Annotated in this window: 12 protein-coding genes; 8 read left to right on the forward strand and 4 right to left on the reverse strand. The window is 73.6% G+C overall.

Annotation, left to right across the window (positions count from 1 at the left end):
• Positions 1 to 894, forward strand: coding sequence for an alpha/beta hydrolase (locus AB0950_RS11470; RefSeq protein WP_366778378.1), 894 nt, complete (start codon positions 1 to 3; stop codon positions 892 to 894).
• 10 nt (positions 895 to 904) lie between these two features.
• Positions 905 to 1,609 (forward strand): alpha/beta hydrolase, encoded by a 705-nt coding sequence (locus AB0950_RS11475; protein WP_366778379.1) that lies wholly within the window; start codon positions 905 to 907, stop codon positions 1,607 to 1,609.
• Between the two features lie 11 nt (positions 1,610 to 1,620).
• Here AB0950_RS11475 and AB0950_RS11480 read toward each other — a convergent pair whose 3' ends face one another.
• Positions 1,621 to 3,216, reverse strand: coding sequence for a sulfatase (locus tag AB0950_RS11480; RefSeq protein ID WP_366778380.1), 1,596 nt, complete (start codon positions 3,214 to 3,216; stop codon positions 1,621 to 1,623).
• Positions 3,217 to 3,750: 534 nt separating this feature from the next.
• On the opposite strand from AB0950_RS11480, the gene AB0950_RS11485 reads away from it, so the two are divergent.
• From AB0950_RS11485 to AB0950_RS11505, 5 genes are all read left to right on the forward strand, one after another.
• Entirely contained in the window at positions 3,751 to 3,993 is a 243-nt protein-coding gene (locus AB0950_RS11485; protein ID WP_330341686.1) for a DUF397 domain-containing protein, read from the forward strand.
• Positions 3,994 to 4,706: 713 nt separating this feature from the next.
• Positions 4,707 to 5,609, forward strand: coding sequence for a universal stress protein (locus AB0950_RS11490; RefSeq protein WP_366778381.1), 903 nt, complete (start codon positions 4,707 to 4,709; stop codon positions 5,607 to 5,609).
• A gap of 273 nt (positions 5,610 to 5,882) precedes the next feature.
• Entirely contained in the window at positions 5,883 to 7,145 is a 1,263-nt protein-coding gene (locus AB0950_RS11495) for a PHB depolymerase family esterase (protein WP_366778382.1), read from the forward strand.
• 133 nt (positions 7,146 to 7,278) lie between these two features.
• Positions 7,279 to 8,694, forward strand: coding sequence for a 3-hydroxybutyrate oligomer hydrolase family protein (locus tag AB0950_RS11500; protein ID WP_366778383.1), 1,416 nt, complete (start codon positions 7,279 to 7,281; stop codon positions 8,692 to 8,694).
• A gap of 144 nt (positions 8,695 to 8,838) precedes the next feature.
• Positions 8,839 to 9,336: a hypothetical protein gene (locus AB0950_RS11505; RefSeq protein WP_030339601.1), complete on the forward strand. Its 498-nt coding sequence runs from the start codon at positions 8,839 to 8,841 to the stop codon at positions 9,334 to 9,336.
• A 16-nt stretch (positions 9,337 to 9,352) separates the two neighbouring features.
• Here the strand turns inward: AB0950_RS11505 and AB0950_RS11510 are convergent, their stop codons facing one another.
• Together AB0950_RS11510 and AB0950_RS11515 are read right to left on the reverse strand one after the other, a co-directional pair.
• On the reverse strand, positions 9,353 to 11,323 hold the full coding sequence (locus AB0950_RS11510; RefSeq protein ID WP_366778384.1) for a peptidoglycan recognition family protein: 1,971 nt from the start codon (positions 11,321 to 11,323) through the stop codon (positions 9,353 to 9,355).
• Positions 11,324 to 11,584: 261 nt separating this feature from the next.
• A complete protein-coding gene (locus AB0950_RS11515; RefSeq protein WP_360145804.1) occupies positions 11,585 to 12,730 on the reverse strand; it encodes an aminoglycoside phosphotransferase family protein in 1,146 nt (381 codons plus the stop codon).
• A 333-nt stretch (positions 12,731 to 13,063) separates the two neighbouring features.
• Between AB0950_RS11515 and AB0950_RS11520 the strand changes: the two genes are divergently transcribed.
• On the forward strand, positions 13,064 to 14,557 hold the full coding sequence (locus AB0950_RS11520) for a hypothetical protein (protein ID WP_360145801.1): 1,494 nt from the start codon (positions 13,064 to 13,066) through the stop codon (positions 14,555 to 14,557).
• Positions 14,558 to 14,632: 75 nt separating this feature from the next.
• Here AB0950_RS11520 and AB0950_RS11525 read toward each other — a convergent pair whose 3' ends face one another.
• Entirely contained in the window at positions 14,633 to 16,054 is a 1,422-nt protein-coding gene (locus AB0950_RS11525; RefSeq protein ID WP_366778385.1) for a SpoIIE family protein phosphatase, read from the reverse strand.
• Positions 16,055 to 16,181: the final 127 nt, after the last annotated feature.

Raw genomic sequence — 16,181 nt, forward strand, 5'->3', positions numbered from 1 at the left:
ATGCCGACCTTCACCACGCCCGACGGCACCCGGCTCGCCTATCACCTGCGGGGCGACGGCGAACCCCTCGCCGTCCTGCCCGGCGGGCCCATGCGCGCCTCCGCCTACCTCGGAGACCTCGGCGGGCTGGCCGCTCACCGCCGCCTGGCCCTGCTGGACCTGCGGGGCACCGGCGACTCCGGGACGCCGGCGGACCCGGCGACGTACCGCTGCGACCGCATGGTCGCCGATGTGGAGCTGTGGCGTGCGCACATGGGGCTGGAGCGGATGGACCTGCTCGCCCACTCGGCGGGCGCGGTCCTGGCCGTGCTCTACGCGGCCCGCCACCCGCAGCGGATCCGGCGGCTGCTGCTGATCACGCCCAACCCGTCCGCGCTCGGACTGCGGGCGACCCCCGGGGAACGGCTGGCCGCGGCCCGGCTGCGCGCGGACGAGCCGTGGTTCGCGGAGGCGTTCCCCGCCTTCCGGGCCTGGCTGGCGGGCGAGGCCGCCTTCGACGACGTCTTCCTGCCGTTCTTCTACGGCCGCTGGGACGACACCGCCAGGGCGCACGCGGACGCCGATGCCGAGCAGACCAACGAGGAGGCGGGGGAGCGCTACTTCGCCGAGGGCGCCTTCACCCCGGATACGACGCGGACCGCGCTCGCCGCGCTGACCGCGCCGGTCCTCGTCCACGCCGGGGAACTCGACGGCGGCCCCCGCCCGGAGCTCGCCCGCCGAGCGGCCGAGGCGTTCCCGAACGCCGAGGTCGCCGTCCAGCCCGGCGCCGGCCACTACCCCTGGCTGGACGATGCGGAGTGGTTCCGCGAGCGCGCCCTCGCCTTCCTCGAGCAACCGGCGGGCGCGGCTCTGCCCTCGGCAGAGTCGGCGGCCGGGACGCGACCGCCCCGCTAGCGTGCCCGGCATGGACACCGGGGCGCCGTACACCATCGAGGCGAACGGCATCATGCTCGCCTGCCGCTCCTGGGGCCCGGCGCAGGCCCCACCCGTCGTGCTGCTGCACTGCCGGGGCGCCGACGGCGCGGACTGGACGCACATCGCCGAACGGCTCGCGGCACCCCCGCACCCGCGCCGGGTGCACGCCCCCGACCTGCGCGGCCACGGACTCAGCAACTGGCCGGGGGACTACCGGGCCGAGGCGATGAGCGACGACGTCCACGCGCTGCTGGGTGCGCTGGGCGTGGACAGCGCCGACGTCGTGGGCCATTCGCTCGGCGGCGTCGTCGCCTATCTGCTGGCCCAGCGTCATCCCGGCGCCGTACGGCGGCTGGTGCTGGAGGACGTCTGCGCACCGGTGCCGCTCGACCCGCCCCGGCCGCCCGCCGAACGGCCCGAAGGGGACCTGCCGTTCGACTGGGCGATGGTGCTCGCCGCCGACGAGCAGCGCAACGCCCCCGACCCTGTGTGGTGGGACCACATGGGCCGGATCACCATGCCGACGCTGGTCATCGGGGGCGGTCCCACCAGTTCCGTCCCGCAGGACCAGGTGGCGCAGCTCGCCGGTCTGATCCCGGGCGCGTCGCTGGTGACGGTGGACGCGGGGCACCTGGTGCACGAAACCCGTCCGGAGGAGTTCCTGGCCGTGGTGCGGGACTTCCTCGACCGCTGAGCGACCGAGGGCTACGGCTGCGGACCGAACGCCTTCAGGAACCGGTCGCGGAAGCGGTCCATCGCCCAGATGGGCGCGTTCGGGGCGGGCTTGAGGCCCTCCGTCCAGCCCCAGCCGGAGATCCGGTCCAGCACCTTGGGATCGCGGGCCACGAGGGTGACGGGCACGTCCTTGCGGGGGCTGTTCCCGGTGACGGTCGGCACGGGCTGGTGGTCGCCCAGGAAGACCAGCACGGTGTTCCGGTTGCCGTAGCGGCGCAGGAATCCGACGAGGCTGTTCAGCGAGTACTCGATGGAGTCGCGGTACGCGCCGCGCACGCTCTCGGGGTTCCGCCAGACCTCGTCCTGGGTCTTGCCCTCGCTCCTGATCTGCTGGAAGACCGAGCCGTCACCCAGCTTCCCCCAGTCGACCATGCGGGGCACGGGCGCCCAGGGATAGTGGCTGGAGGTGAGGATGATCTCCGCCATGAGAGGTCCCCGGCCGGGCTTGCCGAACTCCCGCCGCTGGAACGTCTGAAGCGTGAACTGGTCCGGCACCTGCGACCAGCCGAAGTCCGGGCCGCGGTAGTCGAGGTGATGGCCGTCGTAGACGTGGTCCAGGCCGAAGAACCGCCCCTCCGGCCAGGCCACCAGCACCCCCGGCACGACGCCGGCCGTGCGCCAGGCGCCGGTGCTGCGGAAGGCGCCCGTGAGGGTGGTCCGGTCGCTGGAGGTGAGGGTGCGGAACCGCTGCTGGTTGCTGATCCACAGGCCGGACAGGAAGGTGGAGTGGGCGAGCCAGCTGCCGCCGCCGGTGACCGGTGAGCGCAGCCAGCCGCTGCGGGCCCGGAACCCGGCCGCCTTGAGGGTGTCGCCGCTCGCCTCGAGGACCTTCTGGATCCGCGGGCCCATCTCCGGATCCTCGATCGCCGAACGGCCGTAGCTCTCGACGAACGTGAACAGCACGTCCTTGCCGCGCAGACCGGTCAGCAACCGGCCGGGCGGCGTGTGGGCGAAGGCGTCGTGGTCGGCCTGGCGCCGGAAGAGGCGGGCGTCCGCGAGGGAGACGCGGACCTGCGTGGCGCGTTGCCCGAGGAGCCCCGCGTCGAGCGTCGAGGCGACGGGACCGGCGCCCGTCCGCAGGCCGAACACGACGCAGGTGATCCAGGCGGTGCCCAGCAGCAGCACGACCCGGACGGACCGCGCCCGGTGCCGGACCAGCAGCGTGCTCAGCCGGAGCGCGGCGCCCGCGGTGAGGACGAGGACGGCGACCGCGAGACACACGGCGCCGGCGACGGCGGTCAGCTCGCCCGCGCGGCCCGACGTGTCCCGCACATAGTCCGCCGCGTTGCCCAGCAGACCCCAGTCCAGCACCAGGTCGAAGGGGCGGTACAGCACCGAATAGAAGCCGATGTCCAGGCACTTGACGAGCGTCACCAGCCCGATGAGCACGCCGATGGCCGCCGCCCCGGCCCGCCTCGCCCGCGGCGGCACCACCAGCAGCACGGCGGCGAGCAGGATGCCTTCGGCCGGCAGCCGCACGAACGCGGCCGGCCCCAGACGGTCGGGCTGGTCCGGCAGCAGCAGCGCGGCGAGCAGCACGGCGACGGCGAGGACGGCCGACCCCACGGCCACACCCCGCGCCAGGCGCGCCCGCCATCCGGGCGGCCGGACGCCGGCAGCCGGTCCCCCCACCGGCCCGGCGCCGCCCTCCGGTCCCGCCGGCCCGGTGTCCGTCTCGTCGTCCGTGTTCCCCGGCAGGTGACTAGGCGTGTGGTGAGACACCCGGAGTCCTTCCGTGCGTGGCCGGTGCCGGTGCGGAAGGTCGGGACCGGCACCACTCGTCCGACCGACAGTCACCCAAAGTAGTCGAAAGAGGTCGATCGTGCGCAGAGAGTAGCCCTACGGAGTGGTGCGGGCCGGGTGGGTCCGGGTGCTACCGCCGGCCGGCTGCCACCGCCGCCTCCCGCCCCCCGGGAGTCGGCCACGGCGACCGGTTCGTGCGTCACCGGAGCCACCGGCCTCGTACGGGAGTTGACCTCTCCGTGCGGCTCGTGGGAGCGGAGCCGCCGGAGTCCGGAAAGTCCTGCCGACGTGCCCTGTCGGGCATCGTGAGCGGTCGCTAGGCTGGCCCGCGGACGACGAACCGGGAGGAGCACGGACGTGGCCGAGAGCACCATCCAGCAGCACCCGCTCGCGGGCTGGGACAAGCCGGAGCTGGATCTCAGCAAGGCCGAGTGGCAGTCCAGCAGCCGAGGACTGGGCGATGTCCAGATCGCCTTCGTCGAGGGCTTCATCGCGATGCGCAACAGCGGCCGTCCGGAGAGCCCATCCCTGATCTTCACGCCCGCGGAATGGGGCGCCTTCGTCTCCGGAGCCCGGGAAGGGGAGTTCGACCTCACCTGAGCCGGCACGTCGGCACGGCGACACGGCGGTGCGACCCCCGGCACCGGCACCGGACGCGAGCCGCGCGGATGCCGGCAGCACCGCACCCGGACCTGCGCCGTGCTCGCATCCGCGCCGTGCCCGGGCCCGCGCCGTGCCCGGATCCGCGCCGTGCTCCTGCCCGTGGGCACCCGGGGCACCCCCGCCGTCCTGGGCCTTGCCGCTGCGGCCGGCATCCGTGCAGTGCTCGGATCCGTGCAGTGCTCGCATCCGCGCCGTGCCCGGATCCGCGCCCTGCTCCCGATCTGCGCCCACACGCACACACCCGCACGGCACTCGCACCGCGCCGCACGGCAGTCGCACCGCACGCACCCGCTCGCACCCGCACCGCACGGCACTCGCACCCGCACCGCACGGCACTCGCACCGCCCCGCACTCGTCCCGCGCCAGCACCGCACGGCAGTCGCACCGCACGCATCCGCGCCGCACGGCAGTCGCACCGCACGCACCCGCACGCACCCGCGCCGCAAGGCACTCGCACCGCACGCACTCGCACGCACCCGCACCGCACCGCAGACGCCCCGCCCCGAACCCGTCCCGCGTCGGCACCGGCAGCCGAACCGGGTGTGTTCCGTGCGGATTTCCGGACACGCGACCGGCAGGGACCCGCTGGGGACGGCGCCTGCGTCAGGCTGGCCCGGCAAGGAGAAGCGTGTGGCGGAAGGTGAGGGACGATGAGCACTGCGCCGGTCATCGCCGCGGTCGACGGCTCGGAGGACAGCCTGCGCGCGCTGGAGTGGGCGTTCGACGCCGCCCGCCGCCGCGCCGCACCCCTGCGCGTGGTGCACGTACGGCAGTACGCCGCCTGGGGCCAGGCCGATGTGCTGGTCGCCGCGCCGCCCGAGGCGGAGGGCGACCCGGTCCTGGACGAGGTGCGCGCCCGGCTGGCCGACCGCGGCGTAGAGCCCGCGGTGGAGTACGTGGCGCTGGAGGGCGTACCGGGCGCCGTGCTGCCCGAACTCGGCACGGACGCCCAGCTGTTGGTCCTCGGCTCCCGGGGCCGCGGCGGCTTCGCCAGCCTGCTGCTGGGCTCGAACGGCCTCGCCGCCGCCCGGGACGCGGAGTGCCCGGTCGTCATCGTGCCCCGGCCCGGCCGCGAGGTGCACGGCGAGGGGCCTGCCGAGCCCGGTCCCCGGGTGGTCGTCGGCCTGCACGCGGACAGCCCCGACGATGCCACCCTCGCCTTCGCCTTCACCGAGGCCGCCCTGCGCGGCGCCCGTCTCCAGGTGATCGCCGCCTACCCCTGGCCGGTGCAGACCTGGTCCGCGCCCGGCCAGCTCGTGCCGCCGGTGATCGACCAGACGGCCGTCGAGGCCGAGACCCGCGTCCTCACCGAGGGCTTCCTCGCCCCGCACCGCGAGCGGCACCCCGACGTCCGCGCCGACGCCGAGGCGCTGCCCGGCGACGCGGCCGGCCGGCTCGTCGCCGCCTCCAAGGACGCCGATCTGGTCGTCGTCGGCCGGCACCGGCGCCGACTGCTCGCACCGGCCCGCATGATGGGCTCGGTCACCCAGGCCGTCCTGCTGCACGCGGCCAGCCCCATCGCGGTCGTGCCCCCGCTGCCGGCGGAGGGATGAGGGGCTGGGCACACTGGCGGCGGCCCCCGGCCCAGGGCCTCTGACCACTCCGGTCAGCCGGGCTTCGGGCGACGATGCGCATGGCCGGACAGGCCCTAGCAGAGCGCGCGGCGCCCCGCAATCCGTCCGGTGCCGACCGGCGCGGGCACGACTGTGGTGCCCCGCGCCATGGTGACGCCGGCCGGGCGTACGTACGGTTCCGCCACACCCGGCGCTCCCCGCGCCGCCCCGCGCACGAGCGGCCGGGACACGTGTCCTGCGAAGGAGCCGCCCATGCCCCAGCCCCCGTTCGGCGCCGCGCCCCGAGCACAGCTCCGCGCCCGCCTCCACCGCACCCTGCTGCGCCTGCTCGCCGTCGTCGCCGTGGTCGTCGGCACCGCGCTGGCCGGACCCCTGCCCACCGCCCAGGCGTCCGTGACGCTCACCACGGTGAGCGACTTCGGATCCAACCCCGGCGCCCTCACGATGTACGTCTACCGGCCCGCGTCCCTGCCCGCGCATCCACCGGTGGTCGTCGCCCTGCACGGCTGCACCCAGAACGCGCAGGTCTACGCCGACAACTCCGGCCTGCCCCGGCTCGCCGACCGTGACGGCTTCCTGCTGGTGTTCGCGGAGACCACCACCGCCAACAACCCGAGCCAGTGCTTCAACTGGTTCCAGACCAGCGACAACCGGCGCGACCAGGGCGAGGCCCTGTCCATCCGGCAGATGGTGAGCCAGGCCGTGACCGCCTACGGCGCCGACCCCCAGCGCGTCTACGTCACCGGTCTGTCCGCGGGCGGCGCCATGACCGCCGTCATGCTCGCCACCTACCCCGACGTCTTCTCCGCCGGCGCGGTCGTCGCGGGCCTGCCCTACGACTGCACCCAGGACAACAGCCCCTACACGTGCATGAATCCCGGCGTCGACCTGAGCCCGGACGCGTGGGCGCAGCGGGTGCGGGCCGCCTATCCGTCGTACACCGGGCCATGGCCGCGTACGGCCATCTGGTACGGCGACCAGGACACCACCGTCGTCCCGCGCAACGCCATGGAACTGCGCGACCAGTGGACCGCCCTGCACGGCCTGACCCAGACCCCGAGCCGCACCACGTCCATCGGCCCCGACGCCACACAGCAGGACCAGTACCTCGCCGCCGACGGCACCGTCGCCGTCGAGGTCGACAAGGTCCCCGGCATCGGCCACGGCACCCCCGTGGACCCGGGCACCGGCACCGAGCAGTGCGGCAGCACCGGAGCGCCCTACTTCCCGGCGTCGATCTGCTCCAGCTACTGGATCGCCCGGTTCTTCGGCCTGGAGACCGCCGACCCGGGCGGCGGCAGCGGCGGCGGAGGCACCGGCGGTGGCGGCACCGCCTCCTGCTGGACGGCGAGCAACTACGCCCAGGTGCAGGCCGGCAGGGCCACCACCAGCGGCGGCTACACCTACGCCAAGGGATCCCAGCAGAACATGGGCCTGTACAACACGTTCGTCACCCACACACTCAAGGAGCAGCCAGCGGGTTACTTCACCATCGCGGACAACGGCTGCCCCTGACGGATGGTCAGTAGTGCAGTCATGGCGGCCGACAACGCTGCCGGGGCCGTCTTCATGGCGGCCCCACACATGTCCGGCGCACCCACTCCGCCCCTAGCCTCCAGCGCGTCCACCCACAGCCGGAGGAACCCGTATGCCGACCGCACCGCACAGACGGCCCACCCGCCGAACCGCCCTGAACGCACTGTCGCTCACCGCGGCCTGCCTGCTGCTGACCACCCCGGCCACGGCGGCGTCCACCGGCGCACCCGACGGCCACTGCGCCGGCCGCGCCCAGCTCCGGGTGCCCGGTGCCGCCCGCCAACAGGCCGACTGCCTGGACGAGCTGACCACCGCCGGCACCGTCGCCACCGGCCACACCGACCCCGCCGACTACGCCGGACTCACCCCCAAGGACCTGCCCACGCCCAGCGGCGTCCCCGGCATCCAGATCGACGGCTACTTCCCGGACACCTCCACCACCAACACGAACCACGGCTGGAACCACGACTCCCAGTTCGTCATCCGCCTGCCCGACCACTGGAACGGCGGCCTGGTCGTCGCCGGCACGCCCGGCAACCGCGAGCAGTACGCCAACGACAAGGCCGTCTCCGACTGGGTGCTCGCCCGCGGCTACGCCTACGCCGCCACCGACAAGGGCAACACCGGCACCGCCTTCTACCGCGACGGCACGCGGCCCGGCGACGCCATCGCCGAATGGAACACCCGCCTCACCCAGCTCACCCGGGCCGCCCGTGCCGTGGTCGCCCAGCGCTACCGCCGGCCGCCCGCCCGCACCATCGCCACCGGCCTGTCCAACGGCGGCTACCTGGTGCGCTGGCAGCTGGAGAACCACCCCGAGCTGTACGACGGCGGAGTCGACTGGGAGGGCACCCTCTGGCGCGCGGAAGGCCCCAACCTGCTCACCTTCCTGCCTCAGGCGCTGCGCAACTACCCCACGTACGCCGCGGGCGGTCCCGGAGCCGCCGAGGCCCAGGCCTCCCTGCACCGGGCCGGCTTCCCGGCCGGCTCGGAGTTCCTGTGGCCGTACCACTACCAGGTCTACTGGGACCTCACCCAGCGCATCTACCGGGAGGAACTCGACCCCGGCTACGACGGCGCCACCGAGGCCGGCACCCCGTTCTGCACCCCCGGCTCAGCCGCCTGCGACGCCGACTACGACTACGCGTCCCGGCCCGCCGCCGTCCACCGCGCCGTCGAGCGGATCGCCCTCACCGGACGCATCGGCAAACCGCTGATCACCCTCCAGGGCACCCTCGACGTGCTGCTGCCGATCAGCCAGGACTCCGACGTCTACGCCCGCATGGTCCACGCGGCGGGCCGCGGCTCCCTGCTGCGCTACTACCGCATCCAGGACGGCACGCACACCGACTCCCTCGTCGACGCCTTCCCCGGCAGGCTCCGCCCGATGGTGCCCTGCCACCACGCGGCCTTCGAGGCCCTGGAGCACTGGATCACCGGGGACGCACGCCCGCCGGCCGACCACACGGTCCCGCGCCCGCCCGACGCGACGCCGGCCACTTTGCTGAGCAGCTGTCCTCTGGGCTGAGCGGCAGCGCCCGACGAGCCGCGGGGAGGAGCCGAGCGGCAGGCGCCCGAGTCACGAGGCGCCCGCAGGCGACCGGCAGTCCGGGCCCGGCCCTTCCGGCGGAGCCGCTCCGCACTTCCCGCACAGCCCACGTACCATGGCCGCATGTCGTTCCTCCGCCGCCGCAGCGCCACCCCTGCCGGACCAGACTTCGACGTGCTGGCCATGGACCCGGGCGACTGGCCGGGCAACCTCGGCGCGGGCCTGCTGCCCGCCCCCGACGGCACCTGCCAGGGTGTCTTCCTGCGCTACGACCTCTTCGGCGGCCGCGGACCCGCCATGATCATCGGCAACCTCCCCGAGGGCTCCCCGGCCCGCGAGGTCGCCGAGGGTGAGATCCCCTTCGAGGTGGGCCAGCTGCTGCTCGCGCTGGAGAACGACGAGGAGGTCACCGTTGTGGGTGTCGAGGACACCCCGGTCCTTCAGGGCGACAACCTCCTCATCGTGCGGCGGCTGAAGCTGTCCGAGTCCCGGATCTCCTGCGTCCAGTTCGACCGCAGTGACGGCGTCCTCGTCACCATCGCCGCCTGGGACCGCCCCATCACCGACGACCTGTACGCCCTGCTGAAGCCGCTCCCGGCGGAGCTTTTCCAGCAGGGCTGAGGCCGCCCGGCCGCGGTCAGCCGGCCGAGCCCTCCAGGGTCACGTCCGCCGCGCGGACGAAGCCGACCCGGTGGCCGTACTGGATCTCGTAGTACAGGTCCTTGCCCACCACGACCCGGTGCGAGTCGGTGGTGAAGGTGACCGCGTAGTAGTACTCGCCCGGCACCTCGTCACCGACCACGTACTTCTGCCCGGCCGGGATCGTGTACGGCAGCGGGACGACCGACTGCGCGGGCACGCCCGCCGGGTACGCCTCCTTCTCCGGATAGGCCCTGCCGTACACCGGGATGCTCGCCAGGCCGTCCTTCGGCGTGATCACCACGCCCTTGGCCGGCACCGCCGCCGGAGCCGAGCGCGGGTCCTGGAACCAGGCCTTCTGGCCCAGGTACCAGATCGCCGTCCAGTCGCCCCAGCGGTCGGCGACCGCGTACTGCTGGCCGGTGGAGACCCGGGAGGACAGGTCGTTCACGTCCTCGGTCGGGTCCTTCTTCAGCCCGACGTCCTTGATCAGCGGGGCGTTCACGTCGTGGTCCGAGTACAGCCGCACCTCGCTGGAGCCGTGCGCCGCGCACGGCTCGCCCGCCGTGGTGCAGCCCGTGTACGCGGGCTGGTTCGCGGCGTAGTCCGGCAGGATCGTCACCAGCCCGCCCTGCGGGCCCGCGGTGCGCCGGAAGGGGTGGCCCAGCAGCTGGAAGTAGTGCCGCCAGTCCCAGTACGGACCCGGGTCCGTGTGCATGCCGGGGATCGTGGACGCCGTCGGACCGGGCACGTTGTCGTGGCCGAGGATGTGCTGCCGGTCCAGCGGGATGTCGTACTCGGCGGCCAGGTACCGCACCAGCCGGGCGGAGGAACGATACATCGCCTCCGTGTACCAGGCGTCCGGGTTGGCGAGGAAACCTTCGTGCTCGATGCCCACGGAGCGGGCGTTGACATCCCAGTTGCCCGCGTGCCAGGCCACGTCCTTCGCCTTGACGTGCTGGGCGATCAGACCGTCCGTGGAGCGGATCGTGTAGTTCCACGACACATAGGTCGGGTCCTGGATCAGGTTCATCACCCCGTCCCAGGCGCCCTCCGTGTCATGGATGACGATGTACTTGATCGCCTGCGACACCGGCCGGTCGCCGAGGTCGTGGTTGCCGTAGTCGCCGTCCCCGAACTCCGCGTACGGCGCCCAGACCGCCTCGCAGGACACCGACCTCGGGCACTCCACACCGTCCGTGGGCAGCGAGCCCAGCCCGGCCTTCTGCAGCTGGGCGGTGTCGGCGGCCAGCCCCGGCTCGGCGGCCAGCGCGACCTGTTGGCCGTCGTCCGTGACGCGCTCCTCGCCGGTGCGCAGGACGTCGTACACGTCGTCGGCGTACGCCGCGGCGGTCGCCTTGTCGTCGGCGCCGGAGAAGCGGGCCACCGCGCCGTACCAGGCGGCCGGGTCGGAGCTCAGCGGCTCACCCAGCTGCTTCTGCGCGGCGGCGAGCAGGGCGGCGCCGCCCGCCACGTTCGCCTCCGGGTCGGTGCGCAGCTGCCGGTCCGTCAGACCGGTCAGCTCCGCCGCCTTGGGCAGCGTCTTCAGGCGGCCCGGGAGCGCGGACTCGGCCGGCACCTTGATGTCGGGGTGCAGCGCGGCGCGTTCGCTGTCGCCGCGGGCGTCCTCGGCGCCCTCGGCGTAGTGCTCCGTGGTGGCGATCGCGGTGCGGGCGTCCGTGAGGTGCATCGGGCCGTAGCCGCCGGTGACGCTCGGCGCGCCGGCGTGCCAGTCCCAGCGGGACTGCAGGTAGGAGACGGCGAGCAGGACGCTCTGCGGTACGTGGTACTCGGCGGACGCCGTGGCGAACGCGTGCTGCAGCCGGCCGGCGGAGGAGTCGCCGGCGCTCTGGGCGGGGGCCGCGCCGAGCAGCGGCAGCAGCAGGGCCGCCGAGGCCAGCGGGACGGCGGCGCGCCGCAGATGTCTGTCGCCGGGCGTGGACGGGGAATCGGTGGCGGAACCTCGCAATGCGGCCTCCTGTGACCGGTGGGCGTGGCGGGGCGTCTGGCGCCGAGCTGGGTCAGTGGTACCCGCTTGCCGACGATCCGTCAATGATGCCTGGGGTCAGGCGATTTCCCACGTCACGGAGGGTTTTCGGCGAGTTTCGCGACGGCGGTGCGCGGGCCTGCGCGGCGTCACTGGCATACACCAGTGGCCATGACCGGCCCCGGACGCACGAAGGTCCGCGGTGCGCCGCCACTCGGGCGCACCGCGGAACCGTCGTCCCCGTCAGCGAGTGCCGACCGCCGCTCGGACGGCCCTGCGGGCCATCTGGCAGTCGTCGTGCAGCCGCCTGAGCAGCAGCCGCTGTTCCTCGCCGGACGGCGCAGCACCCGGGTGGGCCGTGCCCGGTGCCGCCGGGGTCACCTCGTGCATCGAACGCTGCACCGCCGTCTCGTAGGTCCGGATCTCCCGGGTCAGCAGCAGCATCAGGTTGACCAGGAAGGCGTCCCGCGAGGCGGGGCCCGCCGACTGGGCGATCTGGCTGATCTGCCGCCGGGCCACCGGCGCGTCCCCGAGGACCAGCCACAGCGTCGCCAGGTCGTACCCCGGCAGATACCAGCCCGCGTGCTCCCAGTCCACCAGCACGGGACCGGCCGGTGACAGCAGGACGTTCGACAGCAGGGCGTCGCCGTGGCAGAACTGGAGCATGCCGTGCCGGCCCACCTCGTGGGCGATGCCGTGCAGCAGCTTCTGCAGGTCGCCCAGGTCCCGGTCGGTGAGCAGGCCCAGTTCATGGAACCGGGAGATCCGGGCGCCGTAATCGAGCGGCATGTCGAAGGTGCCCGCCGGGGGCCGCCAGGCGTTCACCCGGCAGATCGCGCCGAGCGCGGCCCGGATGTCCGCGCGGGGCGGCGCCTCCAGGGGATGGCGCTGCAGCGCCGCCACCCGGCCCGGGGCCCGCTCGATGACCAGGGTGCCGTTGTCCGGATCCGCCGCGATCAGCCGGGGCACGCGGACCGGGGGCCGGTGCCGGACGAACGAGCGGTATGCCGCTATTTCATGACGGATCCGCTCGGCCCAGGCGGGCGAGTGGTCCAGCAGACACTTGGCCACGGCCGTGCCGCGCCCCGCCGTCCCGACCAGGAGGACGGACCGTCCGCTGCGCCGCAGCACCTGCGCCGGAGTGAACTCCGGACAGATCCGGTGCACCGCGGCGATCGCGGTGCGCAGCTGCGCGCCCTGGGGACCGGACAGGTCCAGTCTCCCGCTGAGCGGCTGGGGGCCGGGCTGGCCCGGGACCCGCCGGAGCCGGCCCGCGGCCGGCACGGGGCCGCCCGGGCGCGCCGCCGGGTCCAGGTACGGTCCGCCGCCCGCCGGGCGGGTGCGAAGCGGCCGGGGCGGGGCGGACACGGAGGACGATGCTGCGTACATGGGAGATACAGATCCCTTCGTGTGCCTGCGGTGCCTGCCTGTGGTGCTTGCTCGGCGCACATGCCAGAGGCCGGGGCTCGCGTGAGCCCGTACTCCGTTCGCATGCACTGCGAGCATCCGCCTGCCCGGCCCGGTCGCCCGGGTGCACCCTGGGGAATGCACCCGCGGGCTCCGTGAGGTGCGAGCGGCGACCGGGTCGGGATGGCGCGTTCCTACTCGACACCCGATGCCCAGTGGCACACCATCTGGCGGACCCTGGCGAACCCTGGCGAATAGTCGCCCGGCAACCTTCACCGGGCTAGTGTCAACTCAGCCGAGAACCTGGGGGCTTACGTGAGCGGACAACCCAACACCCGTCTGGCGGACCTGTTCGGCCTGGCCGGCTGGTCCAAGGGTGAACTCGCGAGGCTGGTCAACAAGCAGGCGGCGGCCATGGGCCACCCCCAGCTGTCGACCGACACCTCCCGGGTCCGCCGCTGGATCGACATGGGAGAGATCCCGCGCGATCCGGTACCGCGGGTGCTGGCAGCCCTGTTCACCGAGCGTCTCGGCCGTGTCGTGACCATCGAGGACCTCGGTCTGGTACGGCACGGGCGTGCGGGGAAACGGCAGGGCGACGGGATCGAGGAACATCCCGACGGCGTGCCGTGGGCGCCCGAACGGACCGCCGCGGTCCTCACCGAATTCACGGGAATGGACCTCATGCTCAACCGACGCGGCTTGGTGGGCGCGGGTGCCGCGCTCGCCGCGGGATCCACGCTCAGCAGTGCCATGTACGACTGGTTGCACACCGACCCGGCCCTGAGGGCCGACGCCCCTGTCCAGGACGATCCCCTGCACGCCGACCCCGCTGGGTACGACCGCTACGAGGCCGCCCCCATCGGGTCGCAGGAGATCGAGGAACTGGAGAACTCGGTCAAGGTGTTCCGCGCCTGGGACGCGGCCCGTGGCGGCGGGCTGCAGCGCAAGGCGGTCGTGGGCCAGCTCAACGAGGTGGGCGGCATGCTCGCCTACCACCATCCACCCCATCTCCAGCGGCGCCTGTGGGGCGTCGCCGCCAACCTCGCCGTCCTCGCCGGCTGGATGTCGCACGACGTCGGCCTGGAGCCCACGGCGCAGAAGTACTTCGTCATCGCCGCCCATGCCGCGCGTGAGGGCGGTGACCGGCCGCGCGCCGGTGAGGCCCTGTCGCGGGCGGCCCGGCAGATGGTGCACCTGGGCCGGCCCGACGACGCGCTGAACCTGATGAAGCTCGCCCAGTCCGGCTCCGGCGACCGGCTGCAGCCGCGCACGAAGGCGATGTTCCACACCATCGAGGCCTGGGCGCAGGCGTCGATGGGCAAGGGCCAGGCGATGCGCCGCACGCTCGGGCAGGCGGAGGACCTGTTCGTCGCCGACCGGGGCGACGAGGAACCGCCGGACTGGATGCAGACCTTCAAGGACGAGGATCTGTACGGCATGCAGGCGCTCGCCTACCGCACGCTGGCGGAGTTCGATCCGAGCGCGGCCACGCACGCCCAGTACTACGCGGAGAAGGCGCTCTCGCTGCGGATCGACGGGCGGGAGCGGTCGAAGATCTTCGACCATCTGTCCATGGCCTCGGCCTGCTTCATCGCCGACGACCCCGAACAGGCCGACCGCTACGCACGGCTGGCCCTGATGTCGATGGGCTCGAACTCCTCCCGGCGCACCTGGGACCGGCTCCGTCAGATGTACCGGCTGACCGCGGAGTACGCCGGCTATCCGAAGATCCACGAACTGCGGGAGGAGATCCGGCTCGCCCTGCCCAAGCCGAGGGCGAAGGGCGGCGACAGCGCACAGGCGTGAGCGCACGGGCACCGGGCCTGGGCGCGGGATCGCAACAGCGGTCTCTCCGCCCTCACTTCATGCGGTTCATACGGTTCACGCGGTGACCTTGGCGACGAGCACACAGGCGTCGTCCTCGCGTGCGGCTCCGCCGAACTCCTCGACCACCGTCCGCACGCAGTCCTGCGCGGTACGCGCCGCGCCGAACCGCGGGGCCAGGCCGAGCAGGCGGTCCACGGCCGCGTCCGGGCTGTGCCCCGGCACCAGGCCGTCGGTGTGCAGCAGCAGGACGTCGCCCGGCCGGAGGGTTTCTTCGGCCTGCCCGTAGACGGCGCCCGAGGTGGCGCCGAGCAGGACACCGTCCGGTGCGTCGAGCAGGCGCCCCGTCCCGTCGCGGTACAGCAGCGGGGCGGGGTGTCCTGCGCGCGCCCAGACCAGGGTGCGGGTGTCGGGCCGGTAGCGGCAGCAGACGGCGCTGCCGAGGGCGGGCTGCACGGTGGCGTCCAGTAACTGGTTCAGCATGCCGAGCAGTTCACCGGGCCGGCTGCCGGCCAGCGCCATGCCGCGCACGGCGCCGAGCAGCATCGCCATGCCGGTGGCGACGGCCACCCCGTGCCCGGTGAGGTCGCCGACGCTGAGCAGGGTCTCGCCGTCGGACAGTTCCAGCGCGTCGTACCAGTCGCCGCCGAGCGGTGTGTGCGTCGCCGCGGCGAGGCGGCGGGCGCCGAGGTCGAGGGTGCGCGGGCCCTGGTGCGGGAGCCGCAGGGAGCCGCGCCATGGCGGCAGCACGGCTTCCTGAAGCTCGACCGCGATCCGGTGCTCGGTCCGCTCCTGCCGGCGGTGCCGCTGCAACGAGTCACGGGTCTCGTGCACGGTCGTCCGGCAGCGGCGCAGTTCGCTGACGTCGCGCAGCACGGCCCACATCGAGGCCGCGCCGCCGTCGGCGCCGAGCACCGGTTCGCCCATCATGTGCACCGCGCGCACCGAGCCGTCGGGCCGTACAATGCGGAACTCGCCGTCGATGGGTTTGCCGTCGACCAGGCAGTCCGTCACCATCGCGGTCAGCCGCGGCCGGTCCTCCTCCAGGACCAGGGAGGGCAGCTCGTCCAGGGTGAGGGCGGGGGCGTCGGGGTCCAGGCCGAGGATCTGGTACAGCTCCCCGGACCAGGTCGCCTCGTCCGTCAGCAGGTTCCACTCCGCGCTGCCGACCCGGCTGAGCAGCGAGCCGCGCGGGGCGCCGGCGGGTACCGGCCGGGCGGCGGGCGCCGCGGTGCTCTCGGCGGCCGGTCCGTCCCTCAGCTGGGCCAAGTGGGCGTCCAGGTCGTCGAGTTGGTGCAGCGCGAGGTCGTACAGGGCGCGCTGCCAGCGTTCCTCCGGGTCCGTGCCGTCGCTCCGGGTGTCCCGCCGTACGGCGTCCACGTCGCCCTTGAGCCGCCGCGCCTGCGTGATCAACGCCTCGACCGAGCCGCGTCCGGGTGGCTGGGCGGCTGAGCGGTCCGTGGAGACCGGTGACGGCATGACGCACTCCGTTGGGGAACGAGACGGCCGGGGACGACGGGGACCGTTACTGACTCTGGCACAGCCCGCGACGCCCCGTAAGGGATTCGGCAACACACGATACGGTGGTGCTTTTGGCATATGCCAG

It is taken from the genome of Streptomyces sp. NPDC007189, from assembly GCF_040703635.1.
Classification (GTDB): domain Bacteria; phylum Actinomycetota; class Actinomycetes; order Streptomycetales; family Streptomycetaceae; genus Streptomyces.

Excerpts from the sequence above, each read along its gene's own strand:
- AB0950_RS11470 (WP_366778378.1), top strand. The coding sequence starts at position 1 with ATGCCGACCTTCACCACGCCCGACGGCACCCGGCTCGCCTATCACCTG.
- AB0950_RS11475 (WP_366778379.1), top strand. The coding sequence starts at position 905 with ATGGACACCGGGGCGCCGTACACCATCGAGGCGAACGGCATCATGCTC.
- AB0950_RS11490 (WP_366778381.1), top strand. The coding sequence starts at position 4,707 with ATGAGCACTGCGCCGGTCATCGCCGCGGTCGACGGCTCGGAGGACAGC.
- AB0950_RS11495 (WP_366778382.1), top strand. The coding sequence starts at position 5,883 with ATGCCCCAGCCCCCGTTCGGCGCCGCGCCCCGAGCACAGCTCCGCGCC.
- AB0950_RS11500 (WP_366778383.1), top strand. The coding sequence starts at position 7,279 with ATGCCGACCGCACCGCACAGACGGCCCACCCGCCGAACCGCCCTGAAC.
- AB0950_RS11505 (WP_030339601.1), top strand. The coding sequence starts at position 8,839 with ATGTCGTTCCTCCGCCGCCGCAGCGCCACCCCTGCCGGACCAGACTTC.
- AB0950_RS11515 (WP_360145804.1), bottom strand. The coding sequence starts at position 12,730 with ATGTACGCAGCATCGTCCTCCGTGTCCGCCCCGCCCCGGCCGCTTCGC.
- AB0950_RS11525 (WP_366778385.1), bottom strand. The coding sequence starts at position 16,054 with ATGCCGTCACCGGTCTCCACGGACCGCTCAGCCGCCCAGCCACCCGGA.